Origin of the sequence: Pseudoduganella sp. UC29_106 (genome assembly GCF_044055365.1) — a bacterium.
In the GTDB taxonomy this organism is placed as follows: Bacteria; Pseudomonadota; Gammaproteobacteria; order Burkholderiales; family Burkholderiaceae_D; genus Rugamonas.
Window position 1 is genome coordinate 1,953,824 of sequence record NZ_CP171977.1, and the last position, 19,254, is coordinate 1,973,077.

At 63.0% G+C, this 19,254-nt stretch carries 23 protein-coding genes and 4 pseudogenes; 14 read left to right on the forward strand and 13 right to left on the reverse strand.

Annotated elements, in window-relative coordinates:
* Positions 1 to 157: 157 nt before the first annotated feature.
* Both ACHMW6_RS10045 and ACHMW6_RS10050 read right to left on the reverse strand, forming a co-directional pair.
* The gene (locus ACHMW6_RS10045) at positions 158 to 460 is read right to left on the reverse strand and encodes a hypothetical protein (protein WP_395406952.1); all 303 of its coding nucleotides are present in this window, start codon (positions 458 to 460) and stop codon (positions 158 to 160) included.
* A 113-nt stretch (positions 461 to 573) separates the two neighbouring features.
* Positions 574 to 960 carry a YybH family protein gene (locus ACHMW6_RS10050; RefSeq protein WP_395406953.1) on the reverse strand — a complete coding sequence of 129 codons (387 nt, stop codon included), beginning with the start codon at positions 958 to 960 and terminating at the stop codon, positions 574 to 576.
* A 238-nt stretch (positions 961 to 1,198) separates the two neighbouring features.
* Between ACHMW6_RS10050 and ACHMW6_RS10055 the strand changes: the two genes are divergently transcribed.
* On the forward strand, positions 1,199 to 1,375 hold the full coding sequence (locus tag ACHMW6_RS10055) for a DUF3606 domain-containing protein (RefSeq protein ID WP_395406954.1): 177 nt from the start codon (positions 1,199 to 1,201) through the stop codon (positions 1,373 to 1,375).
* A 71-nt stretch (positions 1,376 to 1,446) separates the two neighbouring features.
* On the opposite strand, the gene ACHMW6_RS10060 is transcribed toward ACHMW6_RS10055, so the two are convergent.
* Positions 1,447 to 2,430: an oxidoreductase gene (locus tag ACHMW6_RS10060; protein WP_395406955.1), complete on the reverse strand. Its 984-nt coding sequence runs from the start codon at positions 2,428 to 2,430 to the stop codon at positions 1,447 to 1,449.
* Between the two features lie 91 nt (positions 2,431 to 2,521).
* Here ACHMW6_RS10060 and ACHMW6_RS10065 point away from each other — a divergent pair, with 91 nt between their 5' ends.
* The 5 genes and pseudogenes from ACHMW6_RS10065 to ACHMW6_RS10085 all read left to right on the forward strand — a co-directional run bounded on the left by ACHMW6_RS10065 (position 2,522) and on the right by ACHMW6_RS10085 (position 5,937).
* Positions 2,522 to 3,436, forward strand: coding sequence for an AraC family transcriptional regulator (locus ACHMW6_RS10065; protein WP_395406956.1), 915 nt, complete (start codon positions 2,522 to 2,524; stop codon positions 3,434 to 3,436).
* Entirely contained in the window at positions 3,433 to 3,705 is a 273-nt protein-coding gene (locus ACHMW6_RS10070; RefSeq protein WP_395406957.1) for a hypothetical protein, read from the forward strand. Before ACHMW6_RS10065 ends, ACHMW6_RS10070 begins: the two co-directional genes overlap by 4 nt.
* Positions 3,706 to 3,817: 112 nt before the next feature.
* Complete coding sequence (locus tag ACHMW6_RS10075) at positions 3,818 to 4,285, forward strand: MaoC/PaaZ C-terminal domain-containing protein (RefSeq protein ID WP_395406958.1); 468 nt, start codon at positions 3,818 to 3,820, stop codon at positions 4,283 to 4,285.
* Positions 4,286 to 4,318: 33 nt separating this feature from the next.
* Positions 4,319 to 5,207, forward strand: a pseudogene (locus tag ACHMW6_RS10080) (ribose-phosphate pyrophosphokinase).
* A gap of 4 nt (positions 5,208 to 5,211) precedes the next feature.
* The gene (locus ACHMW6_RS10085; RefSeq protein WP_395406959.1) at positions 5,212 to 5,937 is read left to right on the forward strand and encodes a hypothetical protein; all 726 of its coding nucleotides are present in this window, start codon (positions 5,212 to 5,214) and stop codon (positions 5,935 to 5,937) included.
* Positions 5,938 to 6,171: 234 nt separating this feature from the next.
* On the opposite strand, the gene ACHMW6_RS10090 is transcribed toward ACHMW6_RS10085, so the two are convergent.
* Positions 6,172 to 6,513, reverse strand: a complete 342-nt coding sequence (locus tag ACHMW6_RS10090) for a hypothetical protein (protein ID WP_395406960.1) — start codon at positions 6,511 to 6,513, stop codon at positions 6,172 to 6,174.
* Positions 6,514 to 6,615: 102 nt separating this feature from the next.
* Positions 6,616 to 7,630 (reverse strand): annotated as a pseudogene (locus ACHMW6_RS10095) (zinc-binding alcohol dehydrogenase family protein).
* Positions 7,631 to 7,730: 100 nt separating this feature from the next.
* Here ACHMW6_RS10095 and ACHMW6_RS10100 point away from each other — a divergent pair.
* A complete protein-coding gene (locus ACHMW6_RS10100; protein WP_395408570.1) occupies positions 7,731 to 8,627 on the forward strand; it encodes a LysR family transcriptional regulator in 897 nt (298 codons plus the stop codon).
* An 8-nt stretch (positions 8,628 to 8,635) separates the two neighbouring features.
* On the opposite strand, the gene ACHMW6_RS10105 is transcribed toward ACHMW6_RS10100, so the two are convergent.
* The gene (locus ACHMW6_RS10105; RefSeq protein WP_395406961.1) at positions 8,636 to 8,860 is read right to left on the reverse strand and encodes a hypothetical protein; all 225 of its coding nucleotides are present in this window, start codon (positions 8,858 to 8,860) and stop codon (positions 8,636 to 8,638) included.
* 126 nt (positions 8,861 to 8,986) lie between these two features.
* On the opposite strand from ACHMW6_RS10105, the gene ACHMW6_RS10110 reads away from it, so the two are divergent.
* From ACHMW6_RS10110 to ACHMW6_RS10125, 4 genes are read left to right on the forward strand one after another with little or no spacing between them, the layout of a single operon-like run.
* Positions 8,987 to 9,418, forward strand: a complete 432-nt coding sequence (locus ACHMW6_RS10110; protein WP_395406962.1) for a hypothetical protein — start codon at positions 8,987 to 8,989, stop codon at positions 9,416 to 9,418.
* Positions 9,372 to 9,710: a phosphatase PAP2 family protein gene (locus tag ACHMW6_RS10115; protein ID WP_395406963.1), complete on the forward strand. Its 339-nt coding sequence runs from the start codon at positions 9,372 to 9,374 to the stop codon at positions 9,708 to 9,710. Before ACHMW6_RS10110 ends, ACHMW6_RS10115 begins: the two co-directional genes overlap by 47 nt.
* Positions 9,707 to 10,594, forward strand: a complete 888-nt coding sequence (locus ACHMW6_RS10120; RefSeq protein ID WP_395406964.1) for a diacylglycerol/lipid kinase family protein — start codon at positions 9,707 to 9,709, stop codon at positions 10,592 to 10,594. The genes ACHMW6_RS10115 and ACHMW6_RS10120 overlap by 4 nt, the downstream gene beginning before the upstream one ends.
* Positions 10,595 to 10,606: 12 nt before the next feature.
* Positions 10,607 to 11,437, forward strand: coding sequence for a metallophosphoesterase family protein (locus ACHMW6_RS10125; RefSeq protein ID WP_395406965.1), 831 nt, complete (start codon positions 10,607 to 10,609; stop codon positions 11,435 to 11,437).
* A gap of 420 nt (positions 11,438 to 11,857) precedes the next feature.
* Here the strand turns inward: ACHMW6_RS10125 and ACHMW6_RS10130 are convergent, their stop codons facing one another.
* Positions 11,858 to 13,366 carry a phosphatidylserine/phosphatidylglycerophosphate/cardiolipin synthase family protein gene (locus tag ACHMW6_RS10130; protein ID WP_395406966.1) on the reverse strand — a complete coding sequence of 503 codons (1,509 nt, stop codon included), beginning with the start codon at positions 13,364 to 13,366 and terminating at the stop codon, positions 11,858 to 11,860.
* 67 nt (positions 13,367 to 13,433) lie between these two features.
* Positions 13,434 to 14,730, reverse strand: a pseudogene (locus ACHMW6_RS10135) (acetyl-CoA hydrolase/transferase family protein).
* A 212-nt stretch (positions 14,731 to 14,942) separates the two neighbouring features.
* Here ACHMW6_RS10135 and ACHMW6_RS10140 point away from each other — a divergent pair.
* A complete protein-coding gene (locus ACHMW6_RS10140) occupies positions 14,943 to 15,494 on the forward strand; it encodes a porin (protein WP_395406967.1) in 552 nt (183 codons plus the stop codon).
* Positions 15,488 to 15,892, forward strand: coding sequence for a porin (locus ACHMW6_RS10145; protein ID WP_395408571.1), 405 nt, complete (start codon positions 15,488 to 15,490; stop codon positions 15,890 to 15,892). Before ACHMW6_RS10140 ends, ACHMW6_RS10145 begins: the two co-directional genes overlap by 7 nt.
* Here ACHMW6_RS10145 and ACHMW6_RS10150 read toward each other — a convergent pair.
* The 4 genes and pseudogenes from ACHMW6_RS10150 to ACHMW6_RS10165 form a co-directional block, all read right to left on the reverse strand.
* Positions 15,889 to 16,449: a DUF3617 domain-containing protein gene (locus ACHMW6_RS10150; RefSeq protein WP_395406968.1), complete on the reverse strand. Its 561-nt coding sequence runs from the start codon at positions 16,447 to 16,449 to the stop codon at positions 15,889 to 15,891. The two genes, ACHMW6_RS10145 and ACHMW6_RS10150, sit on opposite strands and share 4 nt — an antisense overlap.
* 12 nt (positions 16,450 to 16,461) lie before the next feature.
* Positions 16,462 to 17,139: pseudogene (locus tag ACHMW6_RS10155) on the reverse strand (OmpA family protein).
* A gap of 95 nt (positions 17,140 to 17,234) precedes the next feature.
* Positions 17,235 to 17,381 (reverse strand): lmo0937 family membrane protein, encoded by a 147-nt coding sequence (locus ACHMW6_RS10160; protein WP_395406969.1) that lies wholly within the window; start codon positions 17,379 to 17,381, stop codon positions 17,235 to 17,237.
* 78 nt (positions 17,382 to 17,459) lie between these two features.
* Positions 17,460 to 18,149, reverse strand: coding sequence for a glycine zipper 2TM domain-containing protein (locus ACHMW6_RS10165; RefSeq protein ID WP_395406970.1), 690 nt, complete (start codon positions 18,147 to 18,149; stop codon positions 17,460 to 17,462).
* A gap of 127 nt (positions 18,150 to 18,276) precedes the next feature.
* On the opposite strand from ACHMW6_RS10165, the gene ACHMW6_RS10170 reads away from it, so the two are divergent.
* Entirely contained in the window at positions 18,277 to 19,023 is a 747-nt protein-coding gene (locus ACHMW6_RS10170; protein ID WP_395406971.1) for a Crp/Fnr family transcriptional regulator, read from the forward strand.
* Here the strand turns inward: ACHMW6_RS10170 and ACHMW6_RS10175 are convergent.
* Positions 19,020 to 19,235 carry a glycine zipper 2TM domain-containing protein gene (locus tag ACHMW6_RS10175; protein ID WP_395406972.1) on the reverse strand — a complete coding sequence of 72 codons (216 nt, stop codon included), beginning with the start codon at positions 19,233 to 19,235 and terminating at the stop codon, positions 19,020 to 19,022. The genes ACHMW6_RS10170 and ACHMW6_RS10175 overlap by 4 nt on opposite strands.
* Between the last annotated feature and the right edge of the window lie 19 nt (positions 19,236 to 19,254).

Genomic DNA, 19,254 nt, shown 5'->3' on the forward strand with positions numbered 1-19,254 from the left:
GCCATCCCGCTCCGAATCGCCACTTTGCTGCCCGCGACGCGGGCAGCCCCCGCGCGCCGAGGGCGCGCGATGCATGCGTCATCTAAAACGTATTGAGAAAAGTCAAAGAACTAGCGCGCCTGTCCGAATGACAGAGCTGACCCCGAATTGCGGGATGCTAGGCGCCGTTGATGAAGTTGTCGCACATGGCGATTACCTGGGAGAGTTGCTTGGCGTCAGCGCGTTCGAGCAGCGCTTCACGGACCATGGCGATTTGCGCTCGGCTGGGGATGATTTCCGTTGCGCCATTTTCCATCCAGGCAACGAGCAGGGTGCGGAGCTCGGCCGGGGAAAGAGTCGCAATGTCCTTACGGGACGGAACGACCGTGTGCTGGGCATGCTTGTTGGTCGGACGCTTCTGCTTGGCGGCGCGGATATTTTCGGCTGGGATGCCGAAAAAATTGAAGTCTTCTGTCTTCATGCGGCAAATTCCTGCTGCTTACAAGGGAGCCATGATAACGCTTTCACAGGGTTGTCCGACAACAAGTTGTTAGCGCTTGTAACCAAACTGTCACAAATTTGATTATAAATTTGTTACCACTGGTTCAAAAGATCTGTTCCGTAGGAATTGTCGACAACGCATAGCCAGCGTACTCCTTTTTCTCGCCGGAAAACATACGTTGCGCGGCGATTTATTTTGAGATCGCCGGCTTCGAGCAGGGTTTCCATCAGCACCAGCGCCGTGTCGGCGCCTTCGACGATCTGCATTTCGCCTTGCTTTACAACGAGCTTGTGCTCGAAGTGCTCGGCGATGGCCACGAATGCCTTGCGGATCTGTTCCTTGCCGCGTGCGATGAGGCCGGGTTTGATGACGAGCGTGGCGTCCTCGGCGTAGAAGTCGAGGAGGGCGTCGAAGTCCTCCGCGGTGATGGCGCGGTCGGCGGCTTCGATGGCGAGTTGGACTGGGTGTGGTGCTTGCATGTCGGTCTCCCTGTTGGGCCAGGAGAGGGACAGAAAAAACCCGCCTCCTGGCGGGTTGCTTTGCGATAGTGGAAACGTGCCTAGCCCGCCTGTGAAAGGAAGGAGCTGATAATGATGGCGTGCACGGTTTTCATGCGGTAAGTATTGCAGGCTTGGGGCGCGCAGGTCAAGCAAGGTGCGAACGCGCACGGAAGAAGTAGCGTTGGAGGCGCAGATTGGGGCAAACAAGGAGGCCATCATGTCTGACGATCTGAACAACCGCGGCGCGCAAGACCGCCAGCGCGTCAATATCAATGAAGAGCACGAAGTCCGTTACTGGACCGGGGCCCTCAACGTTACGCCCGAACAGCTGCGCAAGGCTGTTAAGGAAGTGGGCCCCATGGCCGAGGATGTGAGGAAATGGCTGGGAAAGTAGGTCCGCGCCGGTCGGGTTGGCTACGCACCCGATTCGGTCCTTCGCGCGGCAGAGCGTAGCCGGCTTCGTCATCAGATGTTGAAGCGGACGCCGGTGAGGCGTTCGCTCAGTTCCCACAGGCGGTCGGCAAGCACTGGGTCAGCGGCCCAGGGGCGCACGCCGGCGTGGTCTGTCGAGTCGGCTTCCACGGCCGGCGCGATGTCGACATCGGCGCAGTAGACGCCGCCCATGCCCTCCAGTTGCGCGCTGGCCGCGCACCACGCTATCGTTGCGGCGCCTTGCTCGATATTCTTGCCGTTGACGTCCGCGATCTCCCTGCCTTGTTCATCGAGCAGTCCCGATGCGCGCATGACGGCTTTCAGCTCCTCGTCGCTGAGGTAGCGATTGAGGCCTGTGCTCATGATGCGACCCGGGTGCACGGAGAAGGCGCGGATGCCGTGCTGTTCGCCACGCGCATCGAGTCCCAGCGCGAACAGGGCATTGGCAGTTTTCGACTGGCCGTAAGCGACAAATTTATTGTAGGCGCGGTGCTCGAAGTTCGGGTCGTGTAAGTCGACGGGTGCGAAGCTGTGGCCGCGCGAAGATACGGCGACAACGCGCGCACTGCCGGCCTTGCGCAGCGCCGGCAGCAGTTGCGCCGTCAGCTGGAAGTGGCCGAGGTGGTTGGCGGAGAACTGGGACTCGTAGCCGCGGGCGTCGCGTGTGAGCGGCGTGGCGGCGATGCCGGCGTTGTTGACCAGGATGTGCAGTGGACGGCCGCTGCCCACAAAGCCGCGCGCGAAGCCGGCGATGGAGGACGGGTCGAGCAGGTCGAGTACGGCGATTTCTACGCGCGGGATGCCGGTTAGCGCGGCGCGCGCCTTGTCGATGCTGCGTGCGGGAACGACGACGGTGGCGCCGGCCTGGGCGAGCACGCGCGTGGTTTCGAGTCCGAGGCCGGTATAGCCGCCGGTGACGATGGCGTTCTTGCCACGCAGGTCCGTGCCACGCATTACTTCCGCGGCCGTGGTGCGCGGGCCGAAGCCGGAATTGATGGGGATTTGTTTGCTGGGCATAGCTGAAGCTCCTTGCGAAAACTCCATTCTGGCGCCGGCGACCTGGATGATCCATAATCCAGACTCCGTTATATTTGCTCGAAAATCCTGAATGGATCCCTTGTCCGAAGTGCTGGCTTTGCTGGATGCCCGCGGCGCATTGTCGGCCCGGCTGGTCGCGGGTGGCCGCTGGTGCATCAATTCTCCGGCCTACGACGGTCTGCGTTTCGGCGCGCTGGTGCGCGGGGCTTGCGAGCTGCAGGTGGAAGGCGGACAGGCGCTGAAGCTGCGGGCAGGCGATTGCTATTTGCTGACCGACGGGCGGCCGTATCGGATCGGCAGCGATCTTTCGCTGGCCGGCGTTGAGATGGGCGTGGTACTGGCGCAGCTTGTCGATGGCGTGGCTTACTGCGGCACCAGCCCGGACCTGCTGCTGCTTGGTGGCCGTTTCGTGCTCGACGCGGCGAATGCACCTTTGCTCCTCGATGCGTTGGCGCCCGTGATCCACATTCCGGGCGGCTCGGACGCGGCCGACGTACAGCGCTGGATCATGGAGCGCCTGGCCCTGGAGCTGGCGGGCGAGGAGGCGGGCGCCAGCGCGATGATCGGCAGCCTGACGCACATGATGATGGTGCAGATTCTGCGTCAATACCTCGCTTCAGGCAGCGCACCTGTGGGCTGGATGGCGGCGCTGCAGGATGCGCGCATCGGCAAGGTCCTGAGGCAAATGCACGCCTTGCCCATGCAGCGCTGGACGGTCGATGGCCTGGCGTCGGTGGCGGGTATGTCGCGGTCAGCGTTTGCGGCGCGATTCAGCAAGCTGGTCGGCACAAGCCCGCTGGATTATCTGCTGCGCTGGCGCATGCGCCTTGCGGGACAGGCATTGCAGCGTACGCCGGCTTCCGTAGGTTCCATCGCGTTTGCGCACGGCTACGAGTCCGAGGCGGCTTTCAGCAATGCGTTCAAGCGCGTCACGGGCAGTTCGCCGCGGGACTTTCGGGGGAACAGTAAAGGGGGACGAGCGTGAGCGGGATTTCCAGAGATCTTCCATCTGTCAGCTTGCTCGCGCTGCTGAAAGGCGTGCTCCGGGGCCGCAGCGGCAATGGCGGACGTGGCGCGGCGAGCCAGTCCTGCTACCGGCTGGCGGGCCTGGACCTGGCGCAGCTGGACGCGTACCGGGCGCTGTTTGGGCTCGCGCCGGATGCGATGCCCGTCACGTTCTACTATCTCATTGCGCAGCGCGCGCATCTGGCCACGATGACGGGCGGGCATTTCCGTTCAGGCTGGCCGGCATGATCCATGTGGAGAATGCGATCACCGAGTTGTCCCGCCGCGGCTGGATGCCGAATTTGTGCTGCGGGACGGCTTGCGGGTCGAGCCGCGCACGGAGACTGGCGCGCAGTATTGCGTGTTCGAGACCATGGTGGAGCAGGGCGGCCGACCGGTGTTTCGCTGCGAGAGCCGCTACCTGGCCGTGCGCGGCGAGCGGCGCCCCAGGCTCAGGCTGGCGCTGGATGGCGCGCTGGGCGATCCGGTCGGCGGCTGGCAGCTTGCGGACGATGAGGGACGGCGCTATGCGCAAGTGTCCGGCGACTGGAATCCGATCCACCTGTGGCGCTGGTCGGCGCGCCTGTTCGGGCTGCGGGAGCCGATTGTCCACGGAATGCATACAATCGCCAGGGCTTGCGCGTTGCTGGAGCAGGCGGGCGGAGAGCGGATTGCATCGATTGGCGCGCGCTTCGTGGCGCCGGTTCCGCTGGGAAGCGAGGTCCGGCTGGAAGCAGACTGGGCTGCGGGACGCTACTTTGTGCTGATCAGCGATCGGCTCGCGGTCGAAGGCGGATTTAGCACTAATGCAAGGATTGATGTGCTGTAGAATTGGCTGATGCTTTTCCGAGGAGGAGAGGGGATGAAGCCCATTCTGTTTGCCTTGCCTGGTGGCGAGGAGCTTGCGCGGCGGCTGGCGCAGGAGCTTGGCTGGGAGCCGGGCGGCGCAACGGTCCGCCGCTTCCCGGACGGCGAGGCCTATGTGCGGCTGCTGTCCGATGTGGCCGGCCGCGAGGTCGTGTTTGCAGGCAGCCTGGACCCGGCCGGACGAAAAATTCCTGACCCTGTATTTCGCCGCCAGCCTGGCCCGCGAGCAGGGCGCAACGCGCATCGGACTGGTGGCGCCTTACCTGGCTTATATGCGGCAGGACTCTGTCTTCCACAAAGGCGAAGGCCAGACTTCGGTCGCCTTCGGCAAACTGCTGTCATCGATTGTCAACTGGTTGGTGACAATCGATCCCCACCTCCATCGGCATAGCTCGCTGGACGAGTGCTACAGCATTCCGACGAAGATCGTGCACGCGGCGGCCGATATCGCACGGTGGGTGAAGCAGAACATCGAACGTCCCCTGATCATCGGGCCGGACGCGGAAAGCGAGCAGTGGGCCGGCGAGGTGGCAAAGTTTGCGGGCGCCCCCTGCATCGTGCTGGAGAAGATCCGCCGCGGCGACCGCGATGTCTCCGTGTCGGTGCCGGACACGGACCGCTGGCGCGATCACACGCCAGTGCTGGTGGACGATATCGCGTCCACGGCCCGCACGATGATGAGCGCCGCCGGCCATGTGCTGAAGGCGGGCCTGGCCCGGCCGGTTTGTGTGGCCGTGCATCCGGTCTTCGCGGACAATGCCTACGCCGAGTTGCAGGAGATGGGCGTGGGCCAGGTCATCAGCTGCAATACGATCGCGCATCCGAGCAATGCAATCGACCTGGTGCCTGCCCTTGCCCCTGCCGTGCGCGCGATGATAAATTAGGACGATGCTGAACTGGATCAAATATCAATTCCGCCGCTTGCGTCTTCCGTCCGCATACCGCGCGTGGGAGCATGCGCGGCGCGCTGAATACGAAGCCGAGGGCGATCAGAAGTTCTCTACGATCCGCCTCGAAGCGCGCCTGCTGGCCGCGAACAAAGCGCTGGAAGAAAAGGCGCATCGCCGCTTTGGCATCGCGCTGAGCAAGCTGCAACTGGAAGTGCTGGCGCTGGAAAAACAGATGGCGGCATGCCGTGCCCAGCTGGAGGGCTTCCAGCGTCCCTTCAAGGACGAATTCCAGTTGCTGGAAGCAGAGATGAGCCTGCTCTCCGAGCGACGCAGCGTGGCCTACGCTGAAAAGAGCAAGCGCGATATCGAGGCGGTCAACACCGAAATCGCCGACCTCCAGCGCCGCATCAACGTCGTGCGGTCTGACATGGCCGTCCTGGCCGATTTGCGCAAACAAGGCATTACGCCGGAAAAATTGCGCCGCACCGTGCAGCGCTGCGAAACGCGGGTATCGGAGCTGGCCGATGAAGAGCACAAGCTGAAAAACCAGCGCGCCGAATTCATGCACTTCTCGCCGGAAGCGGCGGAAATCGATCAAATCGAGCGCGACATCACCCAGATGCAGCGCAGGCACCGTGACTATCTCAGCGCCTTTGATGCGCCGGCCGAACGGCGCCGGCGCGAACGCGAGCATGAAGAAGCCTGGTTGAACGGCTCGCGCTGATCCCCCTCCCTGCTGAATGCACAGGTTTTAATCTGCGTCAATTCAAACGAGCGGCCCCAAGCGTCGCGGCTGCCTATACTTGGAGTGTCGCAGAAACTTCCGGGGGGGAGGTACATCATGCGCAATGATCCTTTGGTTGCCAGTATTGGTACGCTGCTCAAGAAATTCAAACGATTCGAAACGCAGATGCGCAAATTTGGCATGCCGCTTTTCCTGGCCCAGTTGCCAACCTGGCTACTGTGTCTGAACTACTGCCTTATGATGGAGGGGAAAACGGCGCGTATCAGCCGCATCGCTGGACGCATCCAGCGCTGGCTGTCCACGATACGTGAACTCTCCGCACATGAAAAGGCGCGTACCGAACTGATCGACATCGATCGGGGCATGCGGAATGACATCGAATCCACCAAACGCACGCTGCTGCAGTTGCGTGAATTGTGTGTGGAAATCGGTACGCAGTTCGTCAGCATCGGCTTTCGTTCGTGGTTCCTGGAGCGGACGCAAAAGGCGTTCCTGACGGCGGTCGATCTCTCCTGCGAACGGGCGACGACTTTGCAAGGCGCGCTGGAAGCCCACGATACCGCGCGCGCTCTCTCTCCTCCGCCAGGAGCAGGCGCAGCAGCTTGCAGCGCAGGCCAGCGCGGAAGCGCACGCTGCCCGCGCCGGAATCCAGCCGGTTTAAAAGCCTTCCAGCACGATCTTGCCTCGCGCCCGGTTGCTCTCGATCAGGGCGTGCGCACGCTTCAGGTTTTCTGCATTGATCTTGCCATAGCGGTCGTTCAGCGTCGTTTTCACTACGCCGCTATCCACCAGTTGCGACACGTCGTTCAGCAGCGCGTGCTGCTTTTGCATGTCCGCGGTTTCGAACATCGAGCGCGTGAACATGAACTCCCAGTGCAGCGACACGCTCTTGCGCTTCAGCAGGCGCACATCGAGCTGGTCAGGGTCATCGATCAAGGCCAGCCTGCCTTGTGGCGCGATCAGGTCGGCCAGCGCAGCGAAGTGTGTGTCCGTCTGATTCAGGCTGGCGATGTAATCGACCGGCGGCAGGCCGGCGCGTTTGATTTCTTCGTTCAGCGGCTTGCTGTGGTCGATCACGTGGTGGGCGCCCAGCGCGCGCACCCATTCCGCCGTCTCGGGACGCGAAGCGGTGCCGATGATGGTAAGGCCCGTGAGCTGGCGCGCCAGTTGCACGAGGATGGAGCCGACGCCGCCGGCGGCGCCGGTAACCAGGATCGACTTGCCGGTCTCGCCCTTATCGCGCGATACCTGCAGGCGGTCGAACAGCAGTTCCCAGGCCGTGATCGCGGTCAGGGGCAGGGCGGCGGCCTCGGCGAAGTCCAGCTTGCGCGGCTTGTGGCCGACGATGCGCTCGTCCACCAGATGCAGCTCGCTGTTGGTGCCGGCCCGGGTCAGCGCACCGGCGTACCACACTTCATCGCCCGGCTTGAACAGGGTGACGTCGGGGACCCACAGCCTTGACGATGCCGGCGGCATCCCAGCCGATGACTTTCAGCTCGCCTTCAGCAGGCGCCACATTGCGGCGGATCTCGGTGTCGACCGGGTTGACGGAAATCGCTTTGATTTCGACCAGCAGGTCGCGGCCCGTAGCCGCGGGCGCAGGCAATTCAACGTCGATCAGGGCTTCGGCATGGTCGATGGGCAGGGAGGCGCGGTAGGCGACGGCTTTCATGGTCTTTTCCTCTAAAGATTGTCGATGCCGCTATCTTCATTTATCGCTGAATGAAGAAAAAGACTAGAATCGCCGAAACACTTTCAATGAAATGAAGAAAATGCTTCGCCTCGATGACCTCACTGTATTCGTCAGCACGGCCGACCAGGGCAGCCTGTCCGCGGCCGCGCGCATCCTGGCCATTTCGCCGGCCATGGCCAGCGCCTCGCTGAAGCGGCTGGAAGCCGAATTGCAGTTGCGGCTGTTTGCCCGCACCACGCGCTCGCTGCGGCTGACCGATGAAGGCGAACACTATCTGCGCCATGCGCGGGAAGCGCTGCGCCTGCTGAGGGAAGGCCACGAAACCCTCATGCAGGGCAAGGAAACGCTGACGGGGACCTTGAAGATTTCCCTCTCATCGGACGTGGGACGCAATGTGTTGCTGCCCTGGCTGGATAAATTCCAGGCCCAGTATCCGGGCATCAGCTACCAGATGAGCGTGAGCGACCGCCTGGCGGACATGGCGCGCCAGCCCGTGGACCTCGCGATCCGCTACGGCAAGCTGGAAGACTCAAGCCTCGTGGCCATGCCGATCACGGCGGACAACCGGCGCGTGCTGGTCGCCTCGCCGGACTATGTACGCCAGCATGGCAGGCTGAATGCATTAGAGGATTTGCGGCGGCATAACTGCCTCCGTTTCGCGCTGGATGAAGTGATTTACGACCGCTGGACCTTCGCCCCCCAGGAAGGGGAAACGTCGATGGTGCAGGTCAGCGGCAATCGATGCACCGATGATTCCGACCTCGTGCGGCGCTGGGCCGTAGCCGGATTGGGCATCGCCTACAAATCACGCTTGGACGTGACCGCCGACCTGAAGGCCGGGCGCTTGCAAGTGCTTTTGCCAGAGATAGCGGGTGAAGAGGTGCCGCTAAACCTTGTGTGTATACACCGCTCGCAGGTCACGCCCATCGTGATCCAGTTGCGCGACTTCTTGCGCGCGCAGGTAGAACAGATGTGAGAAACTGCTCAGCGGGCTTTGGACAGGATCAGCAGCCAGCGGCCAAACAGCAGCACCTCGACATGGCCCGGCTGCACGCCGGTATCGCATTCGATGATCGGGTTCACCGCGTAGAAGCGCTTGCGGAAGTCACGGCACACCAGCATCTCGCGCTTACCGAAGCGGATCAGGAACGACATGGGGGCGTATTCGAGGCCAAAACGAGAGTCGAAGGTGCTTTGAATAGTGGTCATGACAGTTCCCTTTGCGGTGGTGTTTTCAAGTTAGTGTTGAACCAGTGAGAGTAGAATAGCACAACTACTGTACAAAAACACAGGACTGTATGAAAAATCAGGTTTTTTTGTTAATCGTTGTTTTTTGTGCATACGCCGCCTGCGAATGTCCACATCGCCTATAAGAAGCTGAAGCGCTTCCTGGCCGCCCGCCTCGCCCCGGGCCAGCAACTGGGCCTGCACCTGACCGTGGGCCTGACGCTGCTGTTCACTGCCACCTATGCCTTCCATGAACTGGCCGAAGCCATGCGCCGCCAGGCCGGTGTGGCAGCCCTCGACCTGCAACTGGCCCAATGGTTGCACGCGAATGCATTCGAACCATTGACCACCTTCATGCTCGTGCTCACGCATCTGCACAGCCTGGCAGGCATTTCGGTATTGGGGCTGCTGCTGGCCGTGTGGTTCTGGCGGCGCGGGGAGTTCTATTGGCTGGCGACCCTGTTCCTGGCGCTGCCGCCCGGCATGCTGCTGAATGTCGCCCTCAAGCACAGTTACCAGCGCACACGTCCGTGGTTTTGACGAACCGCTGCTGACGCTGGCAACCTATAGCTTCCCCAGCGGCCATACGGTGGCGGCGACGCTGTTCTATGGTTTGCTGGCCTGCTATCTGGTCATGCGCGGCCGGCGCTGGCTGCCTGTGGCTGGCGCTACGCTGATGGTGCTGCTGGTGGCCTGCAGCCGCATGTATCTCGGCGTGCACTACCTGAGCGATGTGCTGGCCGCGGTGGCGGAAGGCGTGGCCTGGCTGGCCATCTGCGTGACGGGCATGTCCACGTGGCGGCGCCGGCGCGAAGCAGGGAAGCAGCAATGAGCAGCATCACCGTCATCGTCAATGCAGGCGCCGGCCTGGGGCACGATGAGACGCTGGTGCAGTCCCTGCACGGCAAGTTTGCCGTCCACGGGCTGCGGCCGGACGTGGTGCTGGCCCACAGCGCCCAGGAAATGATCACGGCTGCGCAGTCGGCGCTGGCGCGCGGTGCGGATGCCGTGGTGGCGGGCGGTGGCGATGGCACCATCAACGCCGTAGCGTCGGTGGTGGCGGACAGCCGAACCGTCTTCGGCGTGCTGCCGATGGGCACCCTGAACCACTTTGCCAAGGACCTGCGCATTCCACTGGCGCTCGATGATGCGATTACCGTCATCGCGCAGGGCCGGGTGCGGCGCGTGGATGTGGGCGAGGTCAATGGCCGTATCTTCCTGAATAATTCCAGCCTCGGCCTGTATCCGGACATCGTGCGCGACCGCGAGCGCCAGCAGCGCCGGCTGGGCCGCGGCAAATGGCTGGCTTTCTGCTGGGCGACACTGGCGGCGCTGCGGAGGTATCCTTTCCTTAACGTGCGGCTGCAGCTGGGCGAGAACAGCCATCCGCGCCGCACGCCATTCGTTTTCATCGGCAACAATGAGTACACGATGCAGGGCTTCAATATCGGTGAACGGGCCCGCATCGATGGCGGACAGCTGAGCCTGTACGTCGCCCAGCGGACCACGCGGCTGGGGCTGGTTCGTCTGGCCTTCCATGCCTTGTTTGGACGGCTGGCCCAGGCACGCGACTTCGATGCGCTGCTGGCGCGCGAACTGATGGTGGAAACCCACCATAAGCGCTTGCGCGTGGCGACCGATGGGGAGGTGACCGTGATGGCCACGCCGCTGCGCTACCGCATACGTCCGGCGGCGCTGGCGGTGCTGGCGCCTTGAGGAGGCTTGAGCATGCGAACACTGGTGCATTTGTCGGACTTGCATTTCGGCCGGGTGGACGAGCAATTGCTGGCGCCGCTGCGCGCGACGGTGCATGGGCTGCAGCCCGATGTGGTGGTGGTGTCCGGCGATCTGACGCAGCGGGCGCGCAGCGGCCAGTTCGCCGAGGCCAGCAGCTACCTGTCCACCTTGCCCCAGCCGCAGATCATCGTGCCCGGCAATCACGATATTCCGCTGTACAACGTGCTGGCGCGATTTCTCACGCCCTTGACCAATTACCAGCATTACATCAGCGACGATCTGACGCCCGAATACATCGACAATGAAATCGCCGTGCTCGGCCTGAACACGGCGCGCTCGCTGACGTTCAAGGATGGCCGCGTGAACCGCGAGCAGATCGCGGCGCTGCACGAGCGCTTCGACCAGCTGCCGCGGCACATCACGCGCGTGGTGGTGACCCATCATCCTTTCGACCTGCCTGAACATTTTGATGAGGACGACCTGGTCGACCGCGCCGGAATGGCGATGGAGGCGTTCGCGCAATGCGGGGTGGATTTGCTGCTGGCGGGCCATATGCACACCAGCCATACGCATTCCAGCGACGACCGCTACAAGCTTGGCGGTTACGCAGCGCTGGTGGTTCAGGCCGGTACCGCCACCTCCACCCGCGGACGCGGCGAGTCCAATTCCTTCAACGTCCTGCGCGTGGAATCTTCCCGCATCGAAGTCGAGCGCTATAGCTGGGATGAATCTTTCATGAATTTCCGCCCCGCCGGCCTCGAAGATTTCCAGCGCATCGGCGACGTCTGGCGCTCGGTCTTAACGAAGGAGGCCAATGCCTAGCGTGCCCACCAGCGCAACCAGCGCCACAATCAGGGTGACGAGAACCCGGATAACAAGGTGATGCGTTTTTCTGCAGCGCGCCGACAAGGAACTGGAATCTGGCATCGGATTCATTGCGCAGAGCTTGCGTTCGGTCCTCGCCTTCCTTGCGTGAAACCTGCCACCGCTCATCGCTTTCTTTGCGCAAGGTCTCGAAATGCATATTTGATTCTTGCCGATATGCGGCAATCTGCTGCTGCAGAAAGTCAAGACGCCTGAGCACTTCCTCCACAGTCGCCCTCCTGGCGCGCGACGCGCGCGGACATGACTGCATCATTGGCGTCATGGGAGCGTTGTCAAGCGAGGGGGACGGTGAGCGGTCGGGTGGCACCCGTCCAGCATACGCGCTGCGGACAAGCGGCTGCTTGAGGCGGCGCAAGCTCAGAGCCAGTAGTCCCACAGGCGTGCAAGGAATTCCTTGAGCTTGACGGAGATGGGCCGGTCGTCCCAGGACTGGCGGGTGATTTCGGTGGAGATGCGGAGGTCTTCCTTGAACGCGTTTTCCATTTCCTGGCCGAAGGCGTCGCCCATGACGATGACGTTCATCTCGGCGTTGTGCAGGAAGCTGCGGGTGTCGAGATTGGTGGAGCCGACGGTGGACCAGACGCCATCGATTACTGCAGTCTTGGCGTGCAGCACGGACTTCTTCAGCTCGTGGATGCGCACGCCGGCTTTCAGCAGCCGCGAGTAGAAGGCGCGGCCGGCGTGGAACACCAGCGCCGCATCGGACACGCTGGGCAGCACAAGCTGAACGTCCACGCCGCGCTGGGCGGCATCGATCAGCGCCTGCAGGGTCTGCTCGTCGGGCACGAAATAGGCGCAGGTTATGTGGATGGACTTCTTCGACTCCTGAATTGCGAGCAACAGCGCCTTGTAGATCTCGAATTTGCCATCGGGTTCGCTGCCCAGGATGCGCACGACTTTGTCGCCGGCGACCTGGGGAGTGGGGAAGTAGACGGCGTCGCGCAGGTCGTCAGCGTCCTGGCGCACCCAATGCTGGATGAACAGCCACTGCATGGCCTGCACAGCCGGACCTTCGATGCGCACATGCGTGTCGCGCCAGCCTTCTTCCTTCGGATCCTTGGGCGCGCCGGGCGTACCGCCACCGAGGCCGGAGCCGATGCCGCCGCCGGAGCCGATGACCGAACCTCCCGCGCCTGAACCGAGCGGGCTGGAGCCGCCGGTGCTGCCGGAACCTGAAGCGCGGCGGCCCTTGGAGCGGAAGGGCCAGCTCTTGGCATAGGTATCGCTGATATTGATGCCGCCCGCAAAGCCCACGCGTCCATCGACGATCAGCATCTTGCGGTGGTCGCGGTTATTGACCTTCCAGCCGTTGCCGCGCGTCTTGGCGGGATTGACCGGGTTGTAGACCAGCACCTGCACGCCGCCATCGCGCATGCGTTTGAAGAACTCGCCCGGTACGGCAATCGTGCCCACGGCATCGACGATCACGTTGACGACTACGCCCTCGCGCTGTTTTTTGATCAGCAGGTCGGCAAACTTTTCGCCCAGTTCGTCCTGGTCGAAGATATAGGTCTCGAAGTTGATGTTGTTCTTGGCCGCGGCGATGGCCTTGGCCATTTCGGTCAGCGTCTGCGGGCCATCGAACAGCAGCTGCACCTTGTTGCCTGCGATCAGGGGCACGCCGGTGGCGGACTCCTCCAGCGCGGCCTGGGCCTTCAGGTCCAGCGTGGACTTGGCCCAGCGCTTCTGCAGCAAGGCTTCCGTGGTTTGCGCCGGCAGCTTGCCGCCGGCGGCCTGCACCACCGGTACAGGCTTGGCATTCGCCTTGGTCTTGTCCGGATCGACTTCGGGCAGGGATGCACAGGCGAACAGCGTCCATCCCATCAGGATCATTGCCAGCCATGTCTGTGCCTTGCCGTGTCGCATAGACCACCTCCACGGCTCAGTCTATGCCTGCGTCAGGAATTTGATTGTACGCTGCCGAACATTGCGCTCAGGCCAGCAGTAGCTTCGATGCCTGCTGCCTCAGTTCGGCCCTGAAGTCCGGGTGGGCGATCGCGATCAAAGCTTCGGCCCGCTGGCGCGCCGACTTGCCGCGCAGCTGGGCCACGCCATACTCGGTTACCACATAATTGACGTCGTTCTTGCCGGTGGTGACATGGGTGCCCGGCGTCAGGCAGGGCACGATGCGCGAGATCGTGCCTTCCTTGGCGGTGGACGGCAGCACGATAAAGGCCTTGCCGCCGCGTGAACGGTTGGCCGCGCGCACGAAATCGACCTGGCCGCCGGTGCCGGAATAGGGCAGGTGGGCCAGGCTTTCCGAGCCGCACTGGCCCAGCAAGTCCACCTGCAGGCTGGCGTTGATGGCCACCAGTTTGTCGTTCTGGCCGGCGATATAGGGATCGTTGGTGAAATTAACGGGATGCATTTCCAGCATCGGGTTGTGGTGCATGAACTCATACAGGTTCTGTGAGCCCAGCGCGAAGGTCGCCACCATCTTCCCGGGCAGGAAAGACTTGCGGCGGTTGGTCACCACGCCGGCCTTCACCAGCTTGAGGATGCCGTCGCCGATCATTTCCTGTGTGGATGCCGAGGTCGCGCTTGTCCGTCAGCTGTTGCACCACCGCATCGGGGATGCCGCCGTAGCCGATCTGCAGAGTCGAGCCATCCTCGATCATCTCGGCCACGTAGCGGCCGATCGACTCTGCACCGGGCCGATCTTGGGCAGGCCCACTTCAATCACGGGCGCGTCGCTTTCGACAATGGCTGTCACCTGGGAAATATGGATGTGGCACTGGCCGTGGGCGAACGGCACGTTGGGATTGACTTCCAGCACCACCGCGCGCGCCTTCTGGATCGCGGCCATCGTGTAATCGGCGCCCAGGCTGAGCGCAAAGTAGCCGTGCTCATCCATGTCCGACGCCAGCGTGAAGACCACATCCGCCGGGATCTGGCCGCGTTCGATCATCGATGGAATTTCAGAGAAGTAATTCGGAATGAAGTCGCCCCAGCCGCCCTGGCCGCAGCCGCGCGAGGCGCCGCCGAAGAACAGGGCCACATGGCGCACATTCGGCCGCCGTGTCGCAATCGAAATAATCATATTTCTTCATTGCCAGGATCTGCGACACCTTCACGTCGCGGAAGCTCTGCCGCTGGGCGGACAGTTCCGTCAACAGCACGGGCGGCTCAGCGGCGCCGGTGGGAACAATGATGGTGTCGCCGTCGCGCACCAGGCGTATCGCCTCGGCGGCGGACGTGCGCTTGCTGGCATACAGGCTTTGCGCTTGCATGGAGTCTCCTCAGGTGTTTTTTGTGAGTGTCCGCACAGAGTGCCTCATCGTGCTTACCGTATTCTGACAGCCAGCTTGAGGGACGATCATGAAGACCACTGCCACCTTGCTCGCTTGCCTGCTGCCTATGGCAGCTTACGCCCAGAACTCCAGCTCCGTCCAGATTTATGGCGTAGTGGATGCGGGCGTCGTGGCCGAGCGGGGCTGCCGCGATGGTTGTCCCGGGACCAAGCTTCTCGCCCGGCGTGGAATCGGGCTCGCGGATCGGGTTCAAGGGCCGCGAGCAGCTGGGTGGCGACACGGCAGCTGTGTTTACCCTGGAGGCGGGCGTGGAAAACGACACCGGCCGCTCCGAGGAGGGCCGGCTGTTCGGACGCCAGGCGTTTGTGGGGCTGGATGGCCGCTGGGGCATGCTCACCCTCGGGCGGCAGTACAACCTGCAGTACGAAACCCTGGCCGAGGTTGCCGATCCCTTCCACGCCGGGCTGGCGGGCGCCGCCACCAACCTGATGGGCTATACCACCAAGCGCTACGATAATTCCGTGAAGTATCAGACGCCATCGATGCGCGGCTGGAGCGCCGGCGCCATCTACAGCTTCGGCGAGTCGGCCTTCAGTGTCTCGCGCAACCGCGCTTACGGGGCCACCATCGGCTTCGCCGACGGCCGCTTCAACATCCGCATCGCGCACCAGAAAAAGAGTAATCCGCTGGAGGCGGCCGGGTCCACCCAGCCGGTGGACTTGTCTGCACGAATACTCTGGTAGCGGCCAATGTAAGCCTCGGCAGGGCGACCGCCTATGCCGCCTTTGGCGTCAACCGCGGCATCGGCAGCTCGCCGTGGGATCCGGCCAATCCTTTTGGAGTGCTGGTGATGTCCTCACCCACACCGAAGAGCAACGACGTGCTGGTCGGCATCTCGGTGCCGAGCGGCAATTCGACGTATATGGTGTCCTACATCCGCAAGGATGACCGCACCCTGGCCAATATGGATGCCGACCAGCTGGCCGTGGGCATGACCTATGCGTTATCGAAGCGCAGCGCGCTGTACGCGGCTTACGCGCACATCAAGAACCGCAATGGCGCGCCCTATACGGTGGGCAACGCCACGGAGCGCGGGCGCGGCAACAGCGCCCTCAATATCGGCTTCCGCCACGCGTTTTAACGGCCGGAGGGCTGCGCCTTCGCGGCCGTGCCGCAATCGTCGGACAGCCAGCGGCCCGTGCCTTCCACCGTCATCTGCTGGGCCTTGCCATTGCCCTGGCCATTCACGTTCATTTTCATCGTGTAGGCGGTATTGCCGTTGAAGATCACCTGGCCATTGCCGCTGGAGGGCGGGGTGGTGCAGTTGAACGTTACGTTCAGGCCGCCGGGGATCGGCGTGCGCGTGGTGGTGCACTGGCCCGGCTGGCCGGAAGGCAACTCCTGCTTCTCGGCCATTTCCTTCGTCAGGCAATAGGTCAGCTTGACGCCGCCGCCTTCAGCCAGGTTCATGTTGGACACGCCATGCTGGGCCATCTTCTGTTCGATCATTTTGCGCTGCTCGGGCGGCATATTCGCCATCTGCTGCTGGGCCGCAGCCATCAGGGCCATGGTCTCGGAACTGCCGGAGGCGATGCGGTTGGACAGCTCCCACAGACCTGGTTTCAGCGTGGTCTGGGGCGCGGCGGATACGGCAGCCGTGGCCAGGCCGGCACACAACAGGAACAGATGGCGTTTCATGATTTCTCCTTGTTAGCCGCGTGGGGGGGCCGGTTCGGCCACGAAGATTTCCACGCGACGGTTACGGGCCCGGCCCGTGTTGTCGTCATTGGACGCGATCGGTTCGCGCGAACCGCGGCCTTCCACCACGACCCGCGTCGGCGACACGCCGCGCGAGGCGAGATAATCGCGCGTATGGGCCGCGCGGTCAACCGACAGCGGCTGGTTGATGGTATCGCCCCCCCGTATTGTCGGTGTGGCCGACGATGGTCACCGTGGTCGCCGGATTCTCATTCAGCGTGGTGGCGAAGCGGTCCAGGATGGGACGGAAGTCGGGCTTGATATCGGAGCGGTTGGTATCGAACGAAATGTCGCTCGGGATATCCAGCTTCAGGCGGTTGTCCCGGTCTGGCTGACTTGCACGCCGGTGCCGCGCGTTGCCTGTTCCATGGCCTGCTTCTGCGCTTCCATGCGCTTGGACCAGATATTGCCCACCACCGCGCCGGCTGCTGCGCCCAGTACGGCGCCGCCGGCTGCGCGCCCGCCGCCGCCATGGCCCGTGCTGGCCCCCAGGATGCCGCCCAGGGCCGCACCTACGCCGGCGCCGGTGGCGGTGCCGCGCTGTTCGGCGCTCATGTCGGCGCATCCGCTCAGGGTCAGGGAAAGGGCCGTTACAGCGGCCAGGACTTTGCTTGCAAAGGGTGCATTCATGGCAATCCTCCAAAATCTTAGTGTAGCGCGAAAGAAAGCGAGGCAGCGCTGCAAGATCTGCAGGGCTGCCCCGGTAGGTGTCCCCGTGGGGACCGCTAGATGCCGCGTCCGCTAATCAGGCGCAGCAGGATCATGATGATGGCGACGACGAGCAGGATGTGGATGAAACCGCCGACGGTGTAAGACGTAACCATCCCAAGCAGCCACAGGATGATCAGAACAACTGCGATGGTGTAAAGCATGATGTGGTCCTTTCATTTCCGGGGGTGTTCGGTGTAATTCTGCGTCCAGCAGGCCATCACATCTGTACGTTGCCGTACTTAACGATGATGCAGAACACCTTTCACCACCTTTACGTGTTCACCGGCCTGGAAGGACGGCGAGCTGGTGTGGAAAGTGCGGTACTTGCCGTTTTCCATGCGCACCCGAACGTTGTAGGTCGTGGAAGCCTTCATATTGCCTTCCACCTGGTTGCCGACCACGGCGCCGCCCACTGCGCCCGCAACGGTCGCCAATTTGCGGCCGGTACCGCCGCCCACCTGGTTGCCCAGCAGGCCGCCGACCACCGCGCCGGCGCCGGCGCCAAGGCCGCTGCCCTGGGCCCGCTGCTTGGTGACGCTCACGGATTCAACCACGCCGCAGCTGCTGCACACGGCAGGCCTGGCCACCGGTTGCGGTGCATAGCCGGGTTCATTCTGGGCGTAGCTGCCGCCGCTGTAACCTTGCGCATAGCTGGCGCCGCTCGTTTCATAGCGGGGCGCTGGCGCCGGCGCCGGCAATGCCGGTGGCGGGGCCGCTGCCTTTTGCAGCGCCAGCTGGGTTGGCGCGTCGGCCACAGGCGGACCCATCGGGACATTCGCATATTGGCCGGCCGGCGTGCTGCTGCCCATTGAGTTGGGCAGCCAGCCCATGATGGCGGCAATGCCGAACGTGCAGAACAGCACGACAGCCACCGCCGCGATCAGCAGGACCGGGTGAGTGGTGTAGCGGGACATATGTTTTTGTTCCATGATTTCTTCCTTTCCTCTGAGACATTCTCATTGTCGGCGGGGAGGCCCCGGGCTTCCGTGCGTCAGCGTACATACAGTCGATTTAATTGCCGCTACGCTCCGGCTAAAACCCATCAGGCCCCATGCGATGACTTTGAATCTCAACACTGCGCACCGCAACAACCTTTCACCGCAGAGCTCGGGCAATCGACTGCTGTCCAGCCTGCCGGAGGAAGACCAGGGCCACATGCAAGCGCTGTGCGAACTGGTCGAGGTCGAGGTGGGCGAGGCGCTGTTTGAACCGGGCCAGCCGATCGACTTCGTGTACTTCCCCATCGATGCCCTGATCTCCCAGCTGGCCGTGGCCGACGGCCGCATGACGCTGGAAGTGGGTGCGGTGGGCCGCGAAGGCATGATCGGCACTTCCGTGGCCCTGGGCCATACGCTGGCCCAGGTGCGCGCCGTGGTTCAGCGCAGCGGCCAGTGCCTGCGCATGAGCGCTGCCGACTTCTGCAATGAATTTGCCCATCTTGAATCCCTGCAGCATCTCTTGCACCGTTATACCAACACGCTGCTGGCCCAGGCCATCCAGATCGCTGTCTGCAGCCGCTTCCATGTGCTGGAAGCGCGCCTGGCGCGCTCGCTGCTCATCACGCGCGACCGCCTGCAATCGGAAAAATTCCACATGACCCATGAATTCCTGGCCCATGCGCTGGGCGTGCGGCGGGTTGGGGTGACCAAGGCCGCCAGCGCGCTGCAGCAGCAAAAGCTGATCAGCTACAGCCGGGGCAATATCGAAATCCTGGATGCGGCGGGACTGGAGGCGGTGTCCTGCCGCTGCTATGAACTGGTCAAGGACAGCGGCAGTATCGGGATGGGCAGCGTGTTTACTTAACGGCTGGGTTTGCTGACCTGGTTACCAATCACACCGCCAACGGCAGCGCCGCCGACAGTACCCAGGGCGGAACCGCCGGACAGCACGGAACCAGCCACACCACCGGCTGCCGCACCCAGGGCGGTATTCTTATCTTGCTGCGACATCGAGCTGCAGGCGCCCAGGCTCATTGCTGCGGCGGCCATGGTAAGGGTAATGGCAAGCTTCTTCATGATGATCTCCTTGTGGGGT

Excerpts from the sequence above, each read along its gene's own strand:
- ACHMW6_RS10150 (WP_395406968.1), bottom strand. The coding sequence starts at position 16,449 with ATGAAACGCCATCTGTTCCTGTTGTGTGCCGGCCTGGCCACGGCTGCC.
- ACHMW6_RS10115 (WP_395406963.1), top strand. The coding sequence starts at position 9,372 with ATGTCGCCCTCAAGCACAGTTACCAGCGCACACGTCCGTGGTTTTGAC.
- ACHMW6_RS10130 (WP_395406966.1), bottom strand. The coding sequence starts at position 13,366 with ATGCGACACGGCAAGGCACAGACATGGCTGGCAATGATCCTGATGGGA.
- ACHMW6_RS10045 (WP_395406952.1), bottom strand. The coding sequence starts at position 460 with ATGAAGACAGAAGACTTCAATTTTTTCGGCATCCCAGCCGAAAATATC.
- ACHMW6_RS10170 (WP_395406971.1), top strand. The coding sequence starts at position 18,277 with ATGACTTTGAATCTCAACACTGCGCACCGCAACAACCTTTCACCGCAG.
- ACHMW6_RS10065 (WP_395406956.1), top strand. The coding sequence starts at position 2,522 with ATGGATCCCTTGTCCGAAGTGCTGGCTTTGCTGGATGCCCGCGGCGCA.
- ACHMW6_RS10055 (WP_395406954.1), top strand. The coding sequence starts at position 1,199 with ATGTCTGACGATCTGAACAACCGCGGCGCGCAAGACCGCCAGCGCGTC.
- ACHMW6_RS10140 (WP_395406967.1), top strand. The coding sequence starts at position 14,943 with ATGGTTGTCCCGGGACCAAGCTTCTCGCCCGGCGTGGAATCGGGCTCG.
- ACHMW6_RS10175 (WP_395406972.1), bottom strand. The coding sequence starts at position 19,235 with ATGAAGAAGCTTGCCATTACCCTTACCATGGCCGCCGCAGCAATGAGC.
- ACHMW6_RS10160 (WP_395406969.1), bottom strand. The coding sequence starts at position 17,381 with ATGCTTTACACCATCGCAGTTGTTCTGATCATCCTGTGGCTGCTTGGG.
- ACHMW6_RS10060 (WP_395406955.1), bottom strand. The coding sequence starts at position 2,430 with ATGCCCAGCAAACAAATCCCCATCAATTCCGGCTTCGGCCCGCGCACC.
- ACHMW6_RS10165 (WP_395406970.1), bottom strand. The coding sequence starts at position 18,149 with ATGGAACAAAAACATATGTCCCGCTACACCACTCACCCGGTCCTGCTG.
- ACHMW6_RS10085 (WP_395406959.1), top strand. The coding sequence starts at position 5,212 with ATGCTGAACTGGATCAAATATCAATTCCGCCGCTTGCGTCTTCCGTCC.
- ACHMW6_RS10105 (WP_395406961.1), bottom strand. The coding sequence starts at position 8,860 with ATGACCACTATTCAAAGCACCTTCGACTCTCGTTTTGGCCTCGAATAC.
- ACHMW6_RS10100 (WP_395408570.1), top strand. The coding sequence starts at position 7,731 with ATGCTTCGCCTCGATGACCTCACTGTATTCGTCAGCACGGCCGACCAG.
- ACHMW6_RS10120 (WP_395406964.1), top strand. The coding sequence starts at position 9,707 with ATGAGCAGCATCACCGTCATCGTCAATGCAGGCGCCGGCCTGGGGCAC.
- ACHMW6_RS10050 (WP_395406953.1), bottom strand. The coding sequence starts at position 960 with ATGCAAGCACCACACCCAGTCCAACTCGCCATCGAAGCCGCCGACCGC.
- ACHMW6_RS10125 (WP_395406965.1), top strand. The coding sequence starts at position 10,607 with ATGCGAACACTGGTGCATTTGTCGGACTTGCATTTCGGCCGGGTGGAC.